Origin of the sequence: Actinopolymorpha rutila (genome assembly GCF_013407855.1) — a bacterium.
GTDB classification, from domain to species: Bacteria; Actinomycetota; Actinomycetes; order Propionibacteriales; family Actinopolymorphaceae; genus Actinopolymorpha; species Actinopolymorpha rutila.
Map to the genome: position 1 here is coordinate 963267 of NZ_JACBZH010000001.1, position 17110 is coordinate 980376.

13 protein-coding genes and 1 tRNA gene are annotated in these 17110 nt (G+C 67.7%); 13 read left to right on the plus strand and 1 reads right to left on the minus strand.

Going from position 1 to position 17110, the window contains the following annotated elements; genetic code table 11:
• Positions 1-52 precede the first annotated feature (52 nt).
• The 7 genes from F4554_RS04240 (at position 53) to F4554_RS04270 (ending at position 6421) form a co-directional block, all read left to right on the plus strand.
• Positions 53-125 (plus strand) — tRNA-Thr (locus F4554_RS04240).
• A gap of 98 nt (positions 126-223) precedes the next feature.
• A complete protein-coding gene (locus F4554_RS04245; RefSeq protein WP_179786158.1) occupies positions 224-454 on the plus strand; it encodes a hypothetical protein in 231 nt (76 codons plus the stop codon).
• Positions 455-727: 273 nt separating this feature from the next.
• A complete protein-coding gene (locus tag F4554_RS04250) occupies positions 728-2116 on the plus strand; it encodes a restriction system modified-DNA reader domain-containing protein (RefSeq protein ID WP_179786159.1) in 1389 nt (462 codons plus the stop codon).
• Positions 2117-2265: 149 nt separating this feature from the next.
• Positions 2266-3519: a tyrosine-type recombinase/integrase gene (locus tag F4554_RS04255; RefSeq protein WP_179786160.1), complete on the plus strand. Its 1254-nt coding sequence runs from the start codon at positions 2266-2268 to the stop codon at positions 3517-3519.
• Between the two features lie 186 nt (positions 3520-3705).
• The gene (locus tag F4554_RS04260) at positions 3706-4632 is read left to right on the plus strand and encodes a DUF6731 family protein (protein WP_202889144.1); all 927 of its coding nucleotides are present in this window, start codon (positions 3706-3708) and stop codon (positions 4630-4632) included.
• Between the two features lie 692 nt (positions 4633-5324).
• Positions 5325-6197, plus strand: coding sequence for a phosphoribosylaminoimidazolesuccinocarboxamide synthase (locus F4554_RS04265; RefSeq protein WP_179786161.1), 873 nt, complete (start codon positions 5325-5327; stop codon positions 6195-6197).
• Positions 6198-6226: 29 nt separating this feature from the next.
• Complete coding sequence (locus F4554_RS04270) at positions 6227-6421, plus strand: hypothetical protein (RefSeq protein ID WP_179786162.1); 195 nt, start codon at positions 6227-6229, stop codon at positions 6419-6421.
• Here F4554_RS04270 and F4554_RS04275 read toward each other — a convergent pair.
• Positions 6366-7229, minus strand: coding sequence for a GntR family transcriptional regulator (locus F4554_RS04275; protein WP_337795865.1), 864 nt, complete (start codon positions 7227-7229; stop codon positions 6366-6368). The two genes, F4554_RS04270 and F4554_RS04275, sit on opposite strands and share 56 nt — an antisense overlap.
• 285 nt (positions 7230-7514) lie before the next feature.
• Between F4554_RS04275 and F4554_RS04280 the strand changes: the two genes are divergently transcribed.
• The 6 genes from F4554_RS04280 to mobF all read left to right on the plus strand — a co-directional run bounded on the left by F4554_RS04280 (position 7515) and on the right by mobF (position 17062).
• On the plus strand, positions 7515-7931 hold the full coding sequence (locus F4554_RS04280) for a helix-turn-helix domain-containing protein (protein WP_179786164.1): 417 nt from the start codon (positions 7515-7517) through the stop codon (positions 7929-7931).
• Positions 7928-8500 carry a hypothetical protein gene (locus F4554_RS04285; protein ID WP_179786165.1) on the plus strand — a complete coding sequence of 191 codons (573 nt, stop codon included), beginning with the start codon at positions 7928-7930 and terminating at the stop codon, positions 8498-8500. Before F4554_RS04280 ends, F4554_RS04285 begins: the two co-directional genes overlap by 4 nt.
• Before the next feature lie 379 nt (positions 8501-8879).
• Positions 8880-10661 (plus strand): type IV secretory system conjugative DNA transfer family protein, encoded by a 1782-nt coding sequence (locus tag F4554_RS04290; protein ID WP_179786166.1) that lies wholly within the window; start codon positions 8880-8882, stop codon positions 10659-10661.
• Complete coding sequence (locus tag F4554_RS04295; RefSeq protein ID WP_179786167.1) at positions 10658-11341, plus strand: hypothetical protein; 684 nt, start codon at positions 10658-10660, stop codon at positions 11339-11341. Before F4554_RS04290 ends, F4554_RS04295 begins: the two co-directional genes overlap by 4 nt.
• The gene (locus tag F4554_RS04300) at positions 11338-12273 is read left to right on the plus strand and encodes a DUF2637 domain-containing protein (protein ID WP_179786168.1); all 936 of its coding nucleotides are present in this window, start codon (positions 11338-11340) and stop codon (positions 12271-12273) included. The genes F4554_RS04295 and F4554_RS04300 overlap by 4 nt, the downstream gene beginning before the upstream one ends.
• 406 nt (positions 12274-12679) lie before the next feature.
• On the plus strand, positions 12680-17062 hold the full coding sequence (gene mobF / locus F4554_RS32905) for a MobF family relaxase (protein WP_179786169.1): 4383 nt from the start codon (positions 12680-12682) through the stop codon (positions 17060-17062).
• Positions 17063-17110: the final 48 nt, after the last annotated feature.

The window sequence follows — 17110 nt, forward strand, 5'->3', positions numbered from 1 at the left end:
AGCGGGCCGCGGGTAGGGCGGATCCCCATCGCGGCTAGGCTTGGCGGGCCTGGCCAGCGTGGCGCAACTGGTAGCGCACCCGACTTGTAATCGGGCGGTTAGGGGTTCAAGTCCCCTCGCTGGCTCAACCTGAAAGCCCAGGTCAAAAGCCGTTTCTGACCTGGGCCTCATCATGCCCGGCGCGGCGTCTGTCAATGGCGATGTCAATGAATACACTCACCGCATGGTTGCGAAGACGCGCGGTAGGCGACGTGAACGCGGCTACGTACGCCGACGCGGCAACTCGTTCCAGGTGCTCGTCTACTCCGGTGTCGACCCGCTGACCGGCAAGGACAGCTACCTCACCGAGTCGGCGAAGGACAAGCGCCAGGTCGAGAAGATACGGACGCGGTTGCTCGCTCAGGTCGATCAGCAGCGCCAGGCGACGACCAAGGCGTCGCGCGTACGTCCTTGACTCCTGGCTGGACGTGCACGAGGCCGAACCCACGACACTCGCCGGCTACCGCCGAGCAGCTGACACGCGCATCAAGCCGGCGCTGGGGCAACGCGCCGATCGCAGCGGACAGCGCCCCGGGGTGTCGGCTTGCAGGGTGATCCAAACGGCCAACGTGCAGACGCCATGTCTGCTTAGCTGTACCTTGTCCGCGGCAGGCGGGCTGCTGTCGATACGACGGCCTCTCACGCAACCGTCCTGACAGCGCAACTCTGGCGCTGAGAGGAGTGGCGTATGCCTCCGGGTAGGACTTCCCGCAGGGTCCGCAGGGAGCTTCTGATTAACGGTCGGCGAGTCCGGATCTCAGATCTACTCGAAGCCAATCTGCTACAGGCCGGGCAGACGCTCCTCTTCGAACAGCGCATCGGCGAACCCCCGCACACAGCAACAGTGACCCGCCGCGGCTCGCTCAAACTGGTGGACGGACGTGAGTTTGCTACACCGTCCAAAGCAGCTGCAACGATCGCCAAATTAAGCGCAGCACCTGGATGGTCAGTATGGCGTGTCGGAAGAGACGGCCCAACGCTTCACGAGCTACGCCAGGAACTCCTGCTTTCAGTCACTGAGGAAGCGGCCGCAGCCAATGGAGGCTCGACAGATGGAGGTAGCGCTGCACGTCAGCGGTTTGAGTCATTGAATGATGCCCGCAAGAAGGCCGAGGCGGGTACTCCCGAGAAGCTCACAGTGCGCGATCTTCTCAAATTCTGGCATCTAGAAGATCGTGACCGTGCAGGTAGTGCCCAGATAGCCGCTGATCTTGCTAACCACAGCTTGACCACTGTCCCCGACTTCCGCGCGGTGAATCTCGACCGAGTGGTCTCGCTTGTGACAATCTCCGAAGCGGAAAGCGCTGAGTCGTCAGACGGATCAGTGGGCTCGGTGGCGGCGCCCGACGAACTCAATGAAGAGGACAGTTTTGACATCGGCCTCACGCTCGGGAACTTGCTCTCGGATCAACGTCCGCTGGCGTCAGTCGAGCCATCTGCTTCTTTCGATCAAGCAATTACTATCATGCTATTGAACGATTACTCGCAGGTTGCAGTTCTGACGAGTCCAGACGTCCTGCACGGCGCTGTAAGTTGGAAGTCGATAGCTCAAGCAAAGAATGCTGACCCGAAGGCTTCCTTCAGTTCGGCGATTATTCGCGATGCGAAAGTGTTTAGCTATAGCGATCGTCTCCTGGATGTGTTGGATGTGCTTCAGAAGGAGGAGTTCATCTTCGTACGTGACTTCGATGGAAGAATCTATGGGATCATTACGGCCGCTGATGTGGTAAATAAATACGACGAGACCGCTACTCCCTTTTTCCTAATCGGCGAGGTAGACCAGGAGCTTCGTCAGTTGATCCAGTCCGCCTTCGACAAGGATCTCGTGAAGATGGCGTACAGTAATTTCAGCTCCTTTGACAAGATGACTATGGGGCAGTATCAGGCCGTCCTGAACGACGCGAATTGCTGGCGTGCTCTCGGGTGGTCTCTAGATCGCACCCTCTTTATAGAGCGCCTGAACGAGATTCGTAATTTGCGGAACACTGTTATGCATTTTAATCCTGATCCGATCAGGGACGTGGACGTCGAGAAACTAAGACACTTCCTGAACCTGATCCGCGCATATAACAGGTAGCGGCATTCAATGCTTAGTTGCAGTCGTGCGTTAGGTGTGTCAGGTGCCGTGCGAGCTGAGGAAGCCAGTTCGGAGTAGTTTCTGTCCTAGACTCCACTTCGCTCGGCGTGGCCTCTGTAGATGGCGCTACAGAGGAATACACTCACCGCATGGTTGCGAAGACGCGCGGTAGGCGGCGTGAACGCGGCTACGTGCGCCGACGAGGCAACTCGTTTCAGGTGCTCGTCTACTCCGGTGTCGACCCGCTGACCGGCAAGGACAGCTACCTCACCGAGTCGACGAAGGACGAGCGCCAGGTCGAGAAGATACGGACGCGGCTGCTGGCCCAGGTCGACCAGCAGCGCCAGGCGACGACCAAGGCGTCGCTCGCGTACGTCCTTGACTCCTGGCTGGACGTGCACGAGGCGGAACCCACCACGCTCGCCGGGTACCGCCGAGCAGCTGAGACCCGCATCAAGCCTGCGTTGGGCCGAGTGCCGATCGCGAAGCTCACGCCGCGCGTCCTGGAGCAGTTCTACGCCGAGCTGCGCCGGTGCAGGAACCGCTGTGACGGCAGGCCGTACGTCGAACACCGGACGAGTGAACCGCACGACTGCGATGAGAACGACCTGTCAACGCGCCGGCGGTGCCAGCCGCACCAATGCCGCCCCTATGCGGCGGCCACGATCCGAGAGACGCACGTCATCATCAGCGGTGCGTTGTCGACCGCGGTCCGGTGGGGCTGGCTCCAGAGCAATCCGGCCGAGGTGACGAAGAAGCCGAAGCAGCCGAAGCCCGCACCCAAGCCGCCGACGCCGAAGCAGGCGGCGCAGCTGGTCGAGGCCGCGATGGCACAGGACGAGTCCTGGGGAGCACTGGTCTGGCTCTACATGGTCACCGGTGCCCGCCGGGGCGAGATCCTCGCGCTCCGCTGGCACGACGTACACCTCGACACCGGGATGCTCGAGATCCGCCGCAACATCGTCGACGGGATCGAGAAGGACACCAAGACCCACCAGATCCGCCGCATCGCGCTCGACAACGGCACCTGCGAGCTGCTGCGAGTCCATCGGAAACGCTACGAGGAGCAGATCCGCGCCATGGACGAGGCGCCTCGCGAAGATGCATTCGTCTTCTCCTACCAAGCCGACCACAGCCGACCGTGCGACCCGGACGGCGTGAGCCACCGCTACAAGGCCATGTGTACTGGTCTGGGCATCGACAGCCACCTCCACGCCTTGCGCCACTACTCCGCTACCGAGCTGATCACCGCCGGCGTCGACGTCCGCACCGTCGCCGGCCGCCTCGGCCATGGCGGCGGAGGTACGACAACCCTTCGCGTCTACACCGCGTGGGTAGCTGAATCCGACAAGCGGGCCGCTGAGCTACTTGCTGGAAGCTTGCGAACCGTGCCAGATGCCTGAAGGGCCGTGTCAGTCATTCCAGTCTTTGGCGCGGTCGGGTGCTTGAGCTCAACGTAGGTGACGTCCGGGTGCGCTATGAGCCTCCACAGGTCGGGAGGCTGAAGTGCAATCGCCCCGTTTCGCATACATACAAGTACTCTAGCGCTAAGGTACTGGGTGCCGTGCAATAAGGATTTGGGGGTAGTGGTGGCTACGACGATGCGAGAGCGGACAATTGCGTTCTTCGAGGTAGTCGCGCAGAGGTCCGGTGAGCAGGTTCGGATGCAGCAATTTTCATGGCAAGACGCCCTCACCGAGATATCCAAAGCAAGCGTGCAACAGCGAACCTGGCAAGGCGACCAGACGTTCGTCGGCACGGTTTATCCGCTAGCAGAAGAGGATCATTTGCTTCTTCACCGAGTGAAATCGGTGAGCGAATGGCTCTCGGTAATGGATTTTGGGACAGGGGACTGGCGTGAGTTAGAATCAAGGGCGCATGAAGGATATCTTGAAACAAGCGTGTTCTGCTTTGTCCCTTACGGAAACGTAGTCGGAGTTATGCAAGGATCCAGATCTGCTCCGACTCACAAATCACTTGAGGGATGGCTCAATCATCTGAGAGTTTTCCCAGAGGAAATTGTAGTACGACCGCTGTTGTCTCGCGCTCAGATCGAGAAGCTTCGAACTGCCCAGGGTGCCAACAAGGTCGAGATTCGAATCGGATCAGATCGAGTTGGCATGCTTAGAAACAAGCAAGGTCGACTGTCTCAGTTCCTGCATCAAGCTCAAGAATCCTACGGGGATATCTCAGTGACTATGGTCATTAGCATCCCACGCGGCAAGGCTCGTGATGAAGACCGAGAGAAACTGCTTAGTGACTTGCGGGACCTCGAAGATGTAATGCCTCGGGCCGCAGACGTGGCGAAGGCACGTCTCGTTTACGCCGAATCACAAGGTCCGGAGTACTCTCAGCTGGTCGAGTTTGTAGAGCATCACATCACAGCGAAGCGCCGTGTGCCCGCCGTGGACGAGGAGGGCAACTCGGTTCGGCTACAGTCGGCTGTACGCGTGATCCTCGACGTGACCGTAACTCATGAAGAGGAACTTCGGCTAGCTTCTGGCGTCGAGAACTGATGAAGAGGTAGGAATCCAGGAAGGAATGAGATGGCCCGGGTGCGCTTAGGGTGGGTTTCGGAACGTCCAAGTATTGATTTGGTAGCGGCCCTAGTGCTTGTGTTGGCTCACGTGTCTATCGTGAGGCTTTGGGGCCACTGGAACTTGCTTTCCTGGATTCCGTTGGATCAGCGCTTGGGAGTCTATGGAACTGGCGCCACGGTCGTCTCGATTGTTGGCGGACTCTGCGCGGTAGCGATCACAGTCTATCTGGGAGCTGGCGGCGATCGGGCTTTAGCGGTTCGACGCCATTACTCGGTGGAGGTCCGACGAAACTGGCGATCACTACTGTCTGCTACCGGTGTTTCTGCGATGCTGTGTTTGGTCGCGCAGATAGTTGACCGCAGCAGCGGTCCACCGATCGCCCCTTGGCTGTTTGAGTTCGCTGTACTGCTAGCGGTGGCCCGGCTACTTCGCATCATTTGGCTCTTTGACAACCTTATAGCTGTTGCTGATATCGATCTGATCGATGAGCCCCGACCTGCCGCGCCCGAAGTTGATCCGAGGTGGCGAGATAGAGTGTCGTGAAATTTACGGCAGAGCAATTTCCTCTGTATGCCTTGCAAGTGTTGGTGCGCGGCTGATTCCGTAGTAAAGGGCGCTGAGCGTGCTGTCCGACTGTGTTGGGAGTCGCATGTGGGGGCTGCCCATCCATGGCTAGGCCATGTGTGACATCGTGTAGCACCGTGAAACTAGTGCATTCGGGCAAGGTTCGTGATGTCTACGCCGATGGCGACGACCTGATCTTGGTTGCGTCCGATCGGGTGTCGGTCTATGACGTGGTGCTACCGACGCCGATCCCGGACAAGGGCAAGCTGCTCACTGCGCTGTCCCTGTGGTGGTTCGAGCAGTTGGCCGATCTGGTGCCGAACCACGTCCTCAGCGCGACGGACGTGCCGGAAGAGTTCGCCGGCCGGGCCATCCGGTGCCGGCGGCTGGAGATCCTCCCGGTGGAGTGGATCGCCCGTGGCTATCTGGCCGGCCTCGGCTGGGAGTCGTACCAGGCGACCAACACGATCTCGGGTGTGCAGTTCCCGCCTGGGCTCCTCGAGGGATCGCAGCTGCCGCGACCGGTCTTCACCCCGTCGACCAAGACTGACCCGGCCGATGGGCACGACGAGCACATCAATGAGGACCAGGTGGCCGCGCTGGTCGGCGCTGACGTCACCAAGAAGCTCGGTGAGCTGACGGTCGAGCTGTACTCCCGCGGCGCGGAGATCGCCCGCGAGCGAGGCGTCATCATCGCGGACACGAAGTTCGAGTTCGGCCGGGCGGCGGACGGCTCGCTCCTCCTCGCTGATGAGGTGCTGACGCCGGACTCCTCGCGGTTCTGGCGGGTGGAGGACTGGAAGCCGGGCCAGCGGCAGAACGCGTTCGACAAGCAGTTCGTCCGCGACTGGGCCCGCGACCTGGGCTGGTGGGACAAGACCCCGCCTGGCCCGGAGGTGCCGCCCGAGGTGGTCGACGAGACCCGGCGGCGGTACGTCGACATCTACGAGCGGTTGACTGGTCTACGGTGGGCGTAGGCGCCAGTCGTATGAGGAGGAGCGCTCGCATGTCTGAGAAGACGCCGGAGCAGAGGTACGAGGAGATCGCCAAGCAGCGGCTTGCCGAGGTATTGGCGACCCAGGAGGTACACCGGCGCATGCTCGCGGGCGAGGCGACCCCTCAGGAGGTCGAAATCGTACGCCAGTTCACCGGCGATGCCAGCGTGCAGCGGGATCGGGCCTGGGCTCCGGACGAGTACTGATCTCTGCCCCACTGCCCTGGTCGAGCCGGAAGCGATAGGAGACGGTCCGGTCCGGCCTCAGCACGGACTGGCCGTACTCGATGACGTCTCCCTCGTCATCGAGCAGCCAATTCTCGCCGCGGATGATGGGCGCACCCGGCTCCACGCCGAAGATGAACTCTTCGTCAGAGCCGGCCTCGGACAGTCGTAGCTCCTCGAGGACCTCGACGGGAGTCCGTCCGGTCATCTCCTCGATATAGCCGAAGGTCCCCTGCACGATCCGGTCGCGCTCCAGCAACAGCGGGGCCTGCTCGGCCAATTCGCCGGCGAACCACGAAGTACTTGCCGACTGCGGTATCTCGCTACCGTCGGATTCAGTGCGGTAGGTGACGCGCGCCCGGCGAATGACCTCAGAGCCCGCGTCGACACCAAGTCCGACCGCGACCTCATCAGGCGCCGGGACCAGCTCGGCGGCAGTGATCTTCGCGTACTGGCCCGGCGGGTAGATACGGCCAGTGCCTCGTGCTTCCCTTGCCCGGGCGCCGGCGCCCTGGTCGCCACGCTTCTGAACGATCGTGCCGGTCCCCGGAACGCCAACGACCAGGCCCTCGGTCCGTAGCACGGCCAAGGCGGTCCGGGCGGTGCCGTGAGCGACGCCCCAGTCGGCGGCGAGCTGCCGCACCGAGGGCACGGTGTCGCCTTCGCGAAGAGCGCCGTTCTCGATCTGGCGGCGAAGGTCGTCGGCGATCTGTAGGTAGGGCGGCCTGGTCCGCTCGATCTTGGGCGACACCCGCCCCTCCACTTCGTTTCCTGTGCGGTGTACTGACACACCATTTCAGGCGGGTTGCAGTCAGCGCAAGCCCGCCTGTTGACCGGCTCAACTGACCGCAATCCGCCTCGGCCGGTTGCCTTGACGGTGTGTCAACACACCCTTACCGTGTCATGTGTTGACACGCAATCGCCAGATAGTCACAGCCTGTCCTGAGTGCCTGGCGACGTCGACGCGACAAGGCCCGCAACGCGGGCCCAATAGAGCCGGCGCGGGAGCGGTGTTGGCTGCGACACCCGCCGCTCCCGCGCCTTCCAACCAATCCCTCGTAGAGGAGTGGATGGCATGTCTGAGCGTAGTAACTGTCAGCCCGCCGGTGTGGCCGGTGGTGCGAGGTCGGCGCGTGCTGCGTGGCGTGAGGCCGGCCGTGATCTGGCTTTGCAGAACGCGTTGCGGAAGCGGGCGGCCGGTGTGCCGACGTATTCGGTGCCGGAGGCGGCCGCGTTGTTGAGCGTGTCGCAGGAGCACCTTTACCGCCTGGTGCGGGCGGACGCGTTCCCCGCGGTGCGGATGCGCGCCGGCGGCGGGGACCAGGGCCGCTACGTCGTCCCGGCGAAGGCGGTGGAGCGGCTGCTGGACGCCGCGGCCGGATCGGGGGCGTGCGTGGAAGTCGGGGACTGGGCGCCGACCTGGCAGACCCCGACCGACCCCGCAACCGGTGCGGCCAGCGTGGTCGGGCCGCGTGGGGGTGACGCAGCATGAGCCCCACGGACGACCTGGTGTGGGTCGACGAGGCCTACGACCGTGACTACGCCTCGGACGGGGTGAGCCGTTACGGGGCGTACCTGCGGTCGCGGGCGCACCTGTTCGACGACGACGGCGCCCCCTTGGACGCAGTCTCGTTCGCCGGCATCGCGTGGCAGATCGCCTGTGCGCCGGTGATGAGCCCGGGCTTCGTGCACACCGCCGACACCATCGGCAGGGTCCGGTGCCGAGGCAGTGAGGAGAGCTCTGAGGAGCTGATCGCCGAGATGGACGCGAGGCTCGGCTGGCCGGCCCGCCTTGCCCGTCCCCGGCTATCGGGGTGGCGTGACTGGGAGCGGGACGACTTCGGCGGCCTGATGGAGCCGGCCGCGGACCGTCGCGCCTTGTTGTTCTCGGTCCGGGTGCAGCTGCCGGTCAGCACGCTCGGCCTGCCTGTCCCCACCTCCACGGCGGTCGACGTTGGCGCCGCGATCGAGGCGGTCCATCTGCTGTGTCGGCGGATCAACGATGACGTCAGGCCGGCGCTGGACGCAGTGCGCGAGACCTGGCGGGAGGCCCGCCGATGAACGACCTCACCAGAACACCAACGCCCCCGGCGTCGGCCTGTAGCCGCTGCCACGACACGGGGTTCGTGCGGGCGCACGCCGACGATCCGGACGGGGTGACCCGGATCGTGGAGGTGTCCTGCCCGGCCTGTTGCTCGAGCCCTGGCCGGCTGCAGGACTGGCGCGACTCCCATCACTGGTCACCGCGACGGCTGCCGTGCCGGCACTGCGGAGCCGCGACGAACCTGCGCGCCGCGGACGGCCTGCCGGCGCACAAGGTGTGCGCCGAGTCCGCCGAGCCGGTCGAACCGGCGCCCATCCCTGACGAGGTGCCTGGCCGTCTGGACCAGACGCCGCCGCCGGCCACGCGGGCAGTGGCCGAGGCACAGGGGAGGGGTCGATGAGGAACCACGCACGTCGCAACCTCATGCCCCAGGTCGCGCTGGCCGGCGTCGGTGTGGCCGGGGTGGGGTGGCTGCTGCACTCCGCCCCGCCCCGCACCCCGGGTCGGCTTTGGTGGCCGTGGCTGCTCGTCGCCGGCGCGAGTTTGGTGGTGATGGCGGTGGGTGTGTGGTGGAACCGCCGCGCCGGGTCGGCCGGGGTGGTGGGCCGCTGGGCTCACCGTTCGCGCAAGAACCAGGGCATGGCAACCGCGTGGACGATCCTGCGGGTCTCCAGTCGGCTCGCAATGAGGGCCCGCGCGAAGGTGCTACGCCCGTCGCTGGCCGAGCTTGGTTTCTGGCGGCGGCTGTGGGTGAGGACGCGGGAGTTCGCCACACCTGTCGTCCGGGTCGGGTTGTGGTGGGTGTGGTCGGCGATTGAGGACGTCACCTTGCGGGTCGGTGGCCCGCGTACCGGGAAGACCGGGGAGCTGGCGTGCCGGATCCTCGACGCACCGGGCGCGGTCATCGCGACCTCCACCCGGACCGACCTGATCGAGCTGACCCGGGGCTTGAGGGCCCGGCGCGGGCCGGTGGAGGTGTTCAACCCCAGCGGCGTGGGCGGGCTGCCGTCCTCGATCACGTTCGACCCGCTGTCTGGCTGCCAGGTCCCCGCGACCGCCACGTCGCGTGCGGCGGATCTGTTGGCCGGGGTGAGCGCCCCGGGCACGGGCGGGGACCGGGAGTTCTGGGCCGGTCAGGCAAGGCGGGTGCTGGCGTCGCTGATGCACGCCGCCGCCCTCGGGGACGCGTCGATGCGCGACGTGCTCGCCTGGGTCGCCGACCCCGACGCCCACGCCGGCGAGGTACGCCGCCTGCTGCGCAGGTCACCGGAACCGGCGTATGAGTCCGACGCGCTGCAGTTCCTGTCCACCAACGAGCGGACCCGTTCCTCGATCTGTTCCACGATCATGCCCGCGCTGGGCTGGTTGACCGACTCCACCGCGGCCGCCGCCACCACCCCCGACCCATCCGGCGGGAGCTTCGACGTGGCGGCGCTGCTGGAGCACCGCGGCACGGTGTTCATGCTCGGCGCCGAAGACGCGCAGGTCGCCCCGCTCGTGACCGCTCTGACGGGGCACATCGCCCGGGAGGCCCGCCGGATCGCCGGCGACCAACCGGGTGGCCGGCTGGATCCGCCGCTGACGCTGGCGTTGGACGAGGCGGCGCTGATCTGCCCAATCCCGCTGGACAACTGGACCGCCGACATGGGCGGACGCGGCGTCACCATCCATATCGCGGTGCAGTCCCGCGCCCAGCTGCGCCAACGCTGGGGCGACACCGGTGCCGGGGCGATCATGAACAACGCCGCCACCGTGATGGTGTTCGGCGGCACCCGCGACCCCGACGACCTGTCCGCCTACGCCGCCCTCGCCGGGGAACGGGACGAGGAAGTCGCCACCTACGACGCCGACGGCAAGCTCACCTCGGTCTCCGTACGCAGGGTGCCGGTCCTGTCGCCGGCGCAGATCGCGCAACTACCCGCCGGGCGGGTGCTGCTCATTCGGCGTGGCATGCCTGCCGCGGTCGGGCGGGTGCAGATGGCATGGCGGCGCCGCGACGTACGTAGGGAGAAGGCACGTACCGCCCGGGAGATGCGGCGCTTCCGCCGCGAGCTCGACAAGCGGAGCAGCCACGCCACGTCCGAGGCCGAGGTCGCGGTGGCTGACGTGGAGCACGTCGACACCACCCGCCACGCATCCGGTGAGAAGGCGGGCCGGGAGTGGGGTGAGGGTGCGTGACCGAGCCCGACAAGGACTCGGCGGCCCTGGCGGGTCTGGCGAGGGAGGTCGAGGCGCTCAGGCGTTCCCTGGGCGACCTCGACTCCCTCCCGAAGCGGGTGGCCGAACTCGCCGAGCTGGTCGCCCAGCTCGGCGAGACCACCGCCGCCCGCACCCGCAAACCCCCGGCCGAGGGAACCCCGTCCTGGCTGGCACTCCCAGCCATCGGCGACACCGACAGCACCGGCGAGGTCGCGGTGGCGGGTGAGGCGGCCGCGCTGCTGGAGGACCTGGTGGTGTGGCTGGACCAGATCTATCTGCGCTACACCGACGCAGCCGCCGGGCTGCCGGAGTGCTGGCTGTGGCACCCGGACGTGATCGAGGAACTGCTGTGGCTGCGCCACACCTGGCGTGCCGCCTACGAGGACCCCGACGCCGGATCGAACCTCGCCGGGGACTGGCACGACCGGCAACGCCCCGGCGTCGTCCGCCGCATCAAAGCCGCCGCCGGCGCCTGCTCTCTGGAAAGCCACCTGCCCGGCGGCGAACACCACCACCCCGCCACCACCGCCCCGCTCACCGAGGCCCTCGCACTGATCTCCAAGTGGTGGGAAACCCACCGAGAGGAGACCCCGCCTCAGCCGGCTGAGCACCACATCGACGCCGTTGCCGGACGACGCACCGCACGGAGACGCCCATGACCACCACAACAAGCACCACCGCGATACCGACACTCGACAACGAGCCGCTCGAGGACATCGACGCCCGGGACGGTGGCCCGTGGCAGGTCACGCTGCCCGACACGAACGACCATGCGGCGGTCCCCCCGCCGTCGGCGGCCGGGGACCACGGGGCCGACCTGCGCGAACAGGCACGCCGCGCGTACCGGCAGTCCGTCCAGGACGGCGTGCGGCTGACCGGCCGCGCCCTCGGCGAACGGTTCGGGCGCGGCGAGCGGTGGGGCCGGGCCCGTATCAACGAAGCCCGCGACCCTGACCCAGTACCCGCACCGCCCGAGCGGGACGAGCCTGCTGCCGACGCCAACCCGGCGCGGCTAGCCGAAGAAGACCGCGTACCCGCTCAGCCCGCCGAGCACGCTGCGTCGTCCGAGGCGGTACCGGTTGACGTGCCGGAACCACGCGGCATCGCGGCGGCACGTGCCGGTATGCCGCAGGTGCGTGCCGCCGTACCGGCACAGATGTCGCCCCTGCCGAGACCGGGTGACCAGCCTCGGGCGGCGCGGCTCGTCGTGTGGTCGGCCTTCCTGCTCGGGATCGCGGCATCGATCGCGGCCAACGTGGCACACGCCCAACCGGCCTGGGGGCCGCGGATCGCCGGGGCGTTCGTGCCGCTGGCGCTGCTGCTGGCCGTGGAGTGCATGAGCCGCCCCCATTGGCGGCGTGCCGGCACCTGGTGGGGCATGGCCCGCTACGGCGGCACCGGCCTGGTCGCCCTCGTAGCCGCGGTCATCTCCTACCGGCACATGGCCGGGCTGCTGGAGCGCTACGGCGAGGACGCCCTCAACGCCCACCTCGGCCCCCTGGCCGTCGACGGGCTGATGGTCGTCGCGGGCTTCGCCCTGCTCGCCATCAACGACACCCACACCCACGACCACACGGGGAGCACCCGATGACTTCCACCAGCACGACGAGCCAGGCGAGGCGAGAAACCGGCCCGCGCACCACTCAACCCGACCGCGACAAGACCACCACCAGCCAAGTCGGCAGCCGAACGACCCCAGGGCCTCAGGAACACCGCGAGGAAGCCCGTAGCAAGCCCAGAAGAGCCCCCAGGACGACGAGCAGGACCCAGCCGAAGACCAGCACCAAGACGAAGACAAGACGCAGCAGGAACGACCCGAGCGAGTCCCGATCCGAAGCCAGCCACCGACCGAGCAGCAACCCCCAGAAGCGACCCGTTTCGAGCCAGAAGCGAATCCCGAAGAGCAGTACACACCCATGCATCACGATCCGATGGGGGGTTCGGGCCGCTGGCGCGGCCCGAACCAGCGGGCCCACCACGTGGGGCGGTGAGGGCCGATGATGACGGTTTCGTCGGGGCATTCGGCGGGCTATCTGACCGGCGCTGTAGCGGCCGGGCGGGAAAACTACTACACCGGCGCGGTCGCCGCGGGGGAGCCGCCGGGCAGGTGGTGGGGGAAAGGCGCCGAGAAGCTTGGTCTGACCGGCCTTGTCGACGCGCAGGACATGACGGCGCTGTATGAGCACTTCATCGACCCCCGCGAGCCCGCCTTCCGCGACCCGGACAGCTGGGACGAGGCCGCTCGGCTCGGGCACGCGGGCCGCCGCTACGCCAGTGCGGAGGAGATCTACGCCAAGGCGCTGCAGGCTGAGCTGGACGCCGACCCCGAACGGCGTGAGCAGCTGCGGCTGGAGGCGGGTAAGCAGGTCCGGTCGAACGTGTCGTTCCTGGACGCGACGTTCAGCGTGCAGAAGTCGGTGACGGTGTTGCATGCCGCGTTCGAGGCGCAGGAGGTCGCGGCCCGCCGTGCAGGGGACGAGGATGCCGCTGCGGCGTGGGCGGCACACCGGCATGCCGTCGAGTCGGCGATGTGGGCCGGTAACCATGCCGCCCTGGAGTACCTCGCGGAGCATGCCGGCTACTCCCGGGTCGGTCATCACGGCGGCACGGCCGGCCGGTACGTCGACGCGCACGAGTGGGTGGTGGCGTCGTTCTTCCAGCACGACAACCGCAACCACGACCCGCAGCTGCACATCCACAACGCGATCCTCAACCGCGTCCAGGGCGCGGACGGGGAGTGGCGGACGCTGGACGGGCGGAGCATCTACACCCACCGCGGCGCGGCCGCCGCGGTGGGGGAGCGGACCATGGAAGAACACCTCGCTCGCTCCCTCGGCGTGCGGTTCGCCACCCGCCCCGACGGCAAGGCACGTGAGGTGGTCGGGATCCGGCAGGAGGTGCTCGACCTGTTCTCCACCCGCCGCCGCGCCATCACCGCGAAGACCCGGGAGATGTTCACAGCGTTCGAGACCCGGTTCGGCCGGCAGCCCAACGCCCTCGAACTCGATCGGCTCCAGCGCCAGGCCACCTTCGCCACCCGCCGCGCCAAGTCGCATGAGGGCGAGACCGTCGAGGAACGCATGGACCGGTGGGACCGCCAGCTGCGGGCGGAGGTGGCCGGCGGGCTGGTCGAGGTCGCCGACACCGTGCTCGCCATCGCCGGCGAAACCCCCGAGGTCGAGACGTTCTCCCCGTCGGCGGTGATCGAGACCGCGCTCGCCGACGTGCAGGCCACCAAGGCGGCCTGGACCCGCGCCGACCTCGTACGCGCGGTCAACGCCGCCCTGCCGGACTATCTGGGCGGCAAGGACGCCGACCAGATCCGCCAGGTCGTCGAAAGCCTCGCCGACACCGCCATCGCCACCCACTGCCTCAACCTCACCGCACCAGCACCCGGAGCCGACACCGTGCCCGACGAGCTGCGGCTGGCTGACGGCGCGTCCGTCTACGAACGGCCTGGCGCCCGGCTGTACGCGACCGATGAGCACGTGCGCAGCGAACGAGCCCTCCGAGGCGCGGCGGTCGAACGCGGCGCCCCCGCGCTTAGCCCCGACGCAGCCGCGGCGTTTGTAGCGGGGATGGCTGAGGTCGGCGTGGAGCTCGGCGCGGACCAGGCCGCCGCCGTCCGCGGCATCCTCACCTCCGGCGCCAAACTCGAGGCCCTCGTCGGCCCCGCCGGCACGGGAAAGTCGTTCGTCGTCGGCACGCTCGCCCGCGCCTGGCAGGACCCCACCCTGTGGGACGGCCGGCAGCGCCTGGTCGTCGGGCTGGCCGCGAGCCAGATCGCCACCGAAGTTCTCGCCGGCGAAGGACTCGCAGCCCGCAACATCACTCGCTGGCTCACCACCCAGCAACGCCTCGCCAACGCCGCCGCAGCCGGCGACGACCGCGCCTGGAAACTCCATGCGGGCGACCTGGTGGTCGTCGACGAGTCCGCGATGGCCGCCACCACCGACCTCACCGCCATCCGTGGCCACGTCGAGGCCGCGGGGGCGAAGCTGCTGCTGGTTGGTGACCACCGTCAGCTCGCCGCCGTCGGCGCCGGCGGCGGCATGGGACTGGTCGCCGACACCGGCCTGTCCCACGAGCTGGCCGAGGTACGCCGGTTCACCGCCGCATGGGAACGCGACGCATCCCTCCGCCTGCGCGAAGGCGACGAGGCAGCGCTGGCCGACTACCGCAAACACGGCCGCATCGTCGACGCCGGCACCATCGAACAAGCCGAAGCCGCCGCCACCCGCGCCTACATCGGCGACACCCTCGCCGGCCGCCACACCCTCCTCATCACCGACACCAACGAACAAGCCGCCCGCGTCTCCGCCCACGTCCGTGCTGAACTCGTCCGCCTCGGCCGCGTCAGCGAAGCAGGCGTCCCCCTCGACCTCCAGGGCACCATCGCCGGCGTCGGGGACCTGGTGCAGGCCCGCAAGAACGCCTGGCACCTCGCCAACCACGCCGGCAACCAGCGCGGCCCGATGAACCGGGAGCAGTACCGGATCCTCCACATCCACCCCGACGGCGGAGTTGTCGTCGCGCCGCTGATCGCCCGCGGCCCTGACGGCGACACCCTCGGCAAACAGATGACCCTCCCGCCGGCGTATGTAGCCGAGCACCTAGCGCTCGGCTACGCCAGCACCGTCCACTCCGCCCAAGGGCTCACCGTGGACACCTGCCACACCGTGGCCACCGCCCACACCGGCGCCGCAGCGCTCTACGTCGGGATGAGCCGCGGCCGCGACAACAACACCTGCTACGTCACCACCCGCGCCGTCCCCGACGACGCACCCGTCGGCGCCACCGCCCAGGCCGAACACCGCGACCCCCTCGCCGTCCTCGCCGGCGCGTTCGAGGCCGCCCACGACGAACTCGCCGCCACCGCCGAAGCTGAAGACTCCGCCACCCGGGCCGCGTCGATCCGTGCCGCGGCCGATCGGTTCGCCGACGTCGCCGAACTCGCCACCGCAGCCCGCACCGCCACCAGCCTCGACCGTCTCGTCGACGACGGCGTGCTGACCACGGCGCAGCGACAGGCCATCGCCGCCGACGAGGGCATGTCCACCCTCGCCCGCGTCCTCCGCCAGGCCGAGCTTGCAGGCCACGACCCCCACGCCACCCTCACCGCAGCTGTCACCGCCCGTCCGTTGAGCGGGGCGCGCAGCCTGGCCAGCGTCCTGCACCACCGCATCACCGAAACCACCAGCCTCGAACCCGCCGGCGCCTCCCACACCGACTGGGTCCCCGCTGTCGACGACCTCGCCTGGGCCCGCCACCTCACCGACCTCGCCCACGCCGCCGACACCCGCCGCGCCCAGCTCGCCGCCGGAATCGCCGAGGAGGCGCCGCAATGGGCCATCGAGGCACTCGGCCCCGTCCCCGACGACCCCAACCAACGACAGCAGTGGGAGCACAGAGCCGGGATTGTTGCCGCCCACCGCGAACTCGCAGACCACAACGACCAGGACGTCGCCCTACCCGGCCCGCCCAAGCGTGGCCAGGTCGAGGAGTACGCCTCCTGGCGCGCCGCCTGGAGGGCACTCGGCCGACCAGAAGCCAGCCGCGCCGAAGCCGAGATGAGCGACGGCCAGCTCCGCGTACGCGTCCGCGCCTACGAACGGGAAAAGACCTGGGCCCCCGCCTACGTCGCCAACGAACTCGCCGGAACCACCCAAGCAGAACAACGCCACCGCCACACCGCCACCATCCGCACCGCCGAAGCCCAAGCCGCCACCGACCCGGCTGAACAAGCCCGGCTCAGCACCGAGGCCGCCCAGGCCCAGGCGCTGGCCGACGCGCTCGCGCACCAGCGCGAACAGCTCGCCCACGCCGACCACGTACGCGCACTCTGGTATGCCCACACCGCCGAAACCCGCGCCGCCGCCGAACGCGCCCGCACCGAACTCGCCACCCGCGGCACCGACAGCGACCAGCTCGACGACCACACCACCCCCGACGAATGGCTCACCGCCCACGCACAAGCCACACAGGAAGACGACGCCCACAGACCCATCACCGAAACCGATCTCAGCTACGAGGAGGACACACTCGACGACTACTCAGCCCACGCCGGCGACGCGCAGGCCGGTCCCGAGGCGCCACCGGTCGACATGCGGTCCCAGGCCTCCGAGGACCCGGCGCGCCAACAAGACGTCGGCGGCGACTGGACCACCGTGCCCAGCCCCGACCAGACCGCCGACGCCGTAGCGCGGGCTCAACGCGCCCTCGCCGAAATCCAGCAACGGGACCGCTTCGACCAGCTGCGAGCCCAAGACGACGCACGGGACGTCGAGCTCGCCCGATGGCACAACGACGACCAGGCCGAAGCACATGCCGCCGGCGCTCTTCCAGCTCCAGAACTCGAACTATCCACCCCGCTCGACTGAGGACGGAAAGCGTGGGAGTGCCCGGGTCGCGTCGGCCGGGCACTCCCG

Excerpts from the sequence above, each read along its gene's own strand:
- F4554_RS04245 (WP_179786158.1), top strand. The coding sequence starts at position 224 with ATGGTTGCGAAGACGCGCGGTAGGCGACGTGAACGCGGCTACGTACGC.
- F4554_RS04250 (WP_179786159.1), top strand. The coding sequence starts at position 728 with ATGCCTCCGGGTAGGACTTCCCGCAGGGTCCGCAGGGAGCTTCTGATT.
- F4554_RS04255 (WP_179786160.1), top strand. The coding sequence starts at position 2,266 with ATGGTTGCGAAGACGCGCGGTAGGCGGCGTGAACGCGGCTACGTGCGC.
- F4554_RS04265 (WP_179786161.1), top strand. The coding sequence starts at position 5,325 with ATGGCTAGGCCATGTGTGACATCGTGTAGCACCGTGAAACTAGTGCAT.
- F4554_RS04270 (WP_179786162.1), top strand. The coding sequence starts at position 6,227 with ATGTCTGAGAAGACGCCGGAGCAGAGGTACGAGGAGATCGCCAAGCAG.
- F4554_RS04280 (WP_179786164.1), top strand. The coding sequence starts at position 7,515 with ATGTCTGAGCGTAGTAACTGTCAGCCCGCCGGTGTGGCCGGTGGTGCG.
- F4554_RS04285 (WP_179786165.1), top strand. The coding sequence starts at position 7,928 with ATGAGCCCCACGGACGACCTGGTGTGGGTCGACGAGGCCTACGACCGT.
- F4554_RS04290 (WP_179786166.1), top strand. The coding sequence starts at position 8,880 with ATGAGGAACCACGCACGTCGCAACCTCATGCCCCAGGTCGCGCTGGCC.
- F4554_RS04300 (WP_179786168.1), top strand. The coding sequence starts at position 11,338 with ATGACCACCACAACAAGCACCACCGCGATACCGACACTCGACAACGAG.
- mobF (WP_179786169.1), top strand. The coding sequence starts at position 12,680 with ATGATGACGGTTTCGTCGGGGCATTCGGCGGGCTATCTGACCGGCGCT.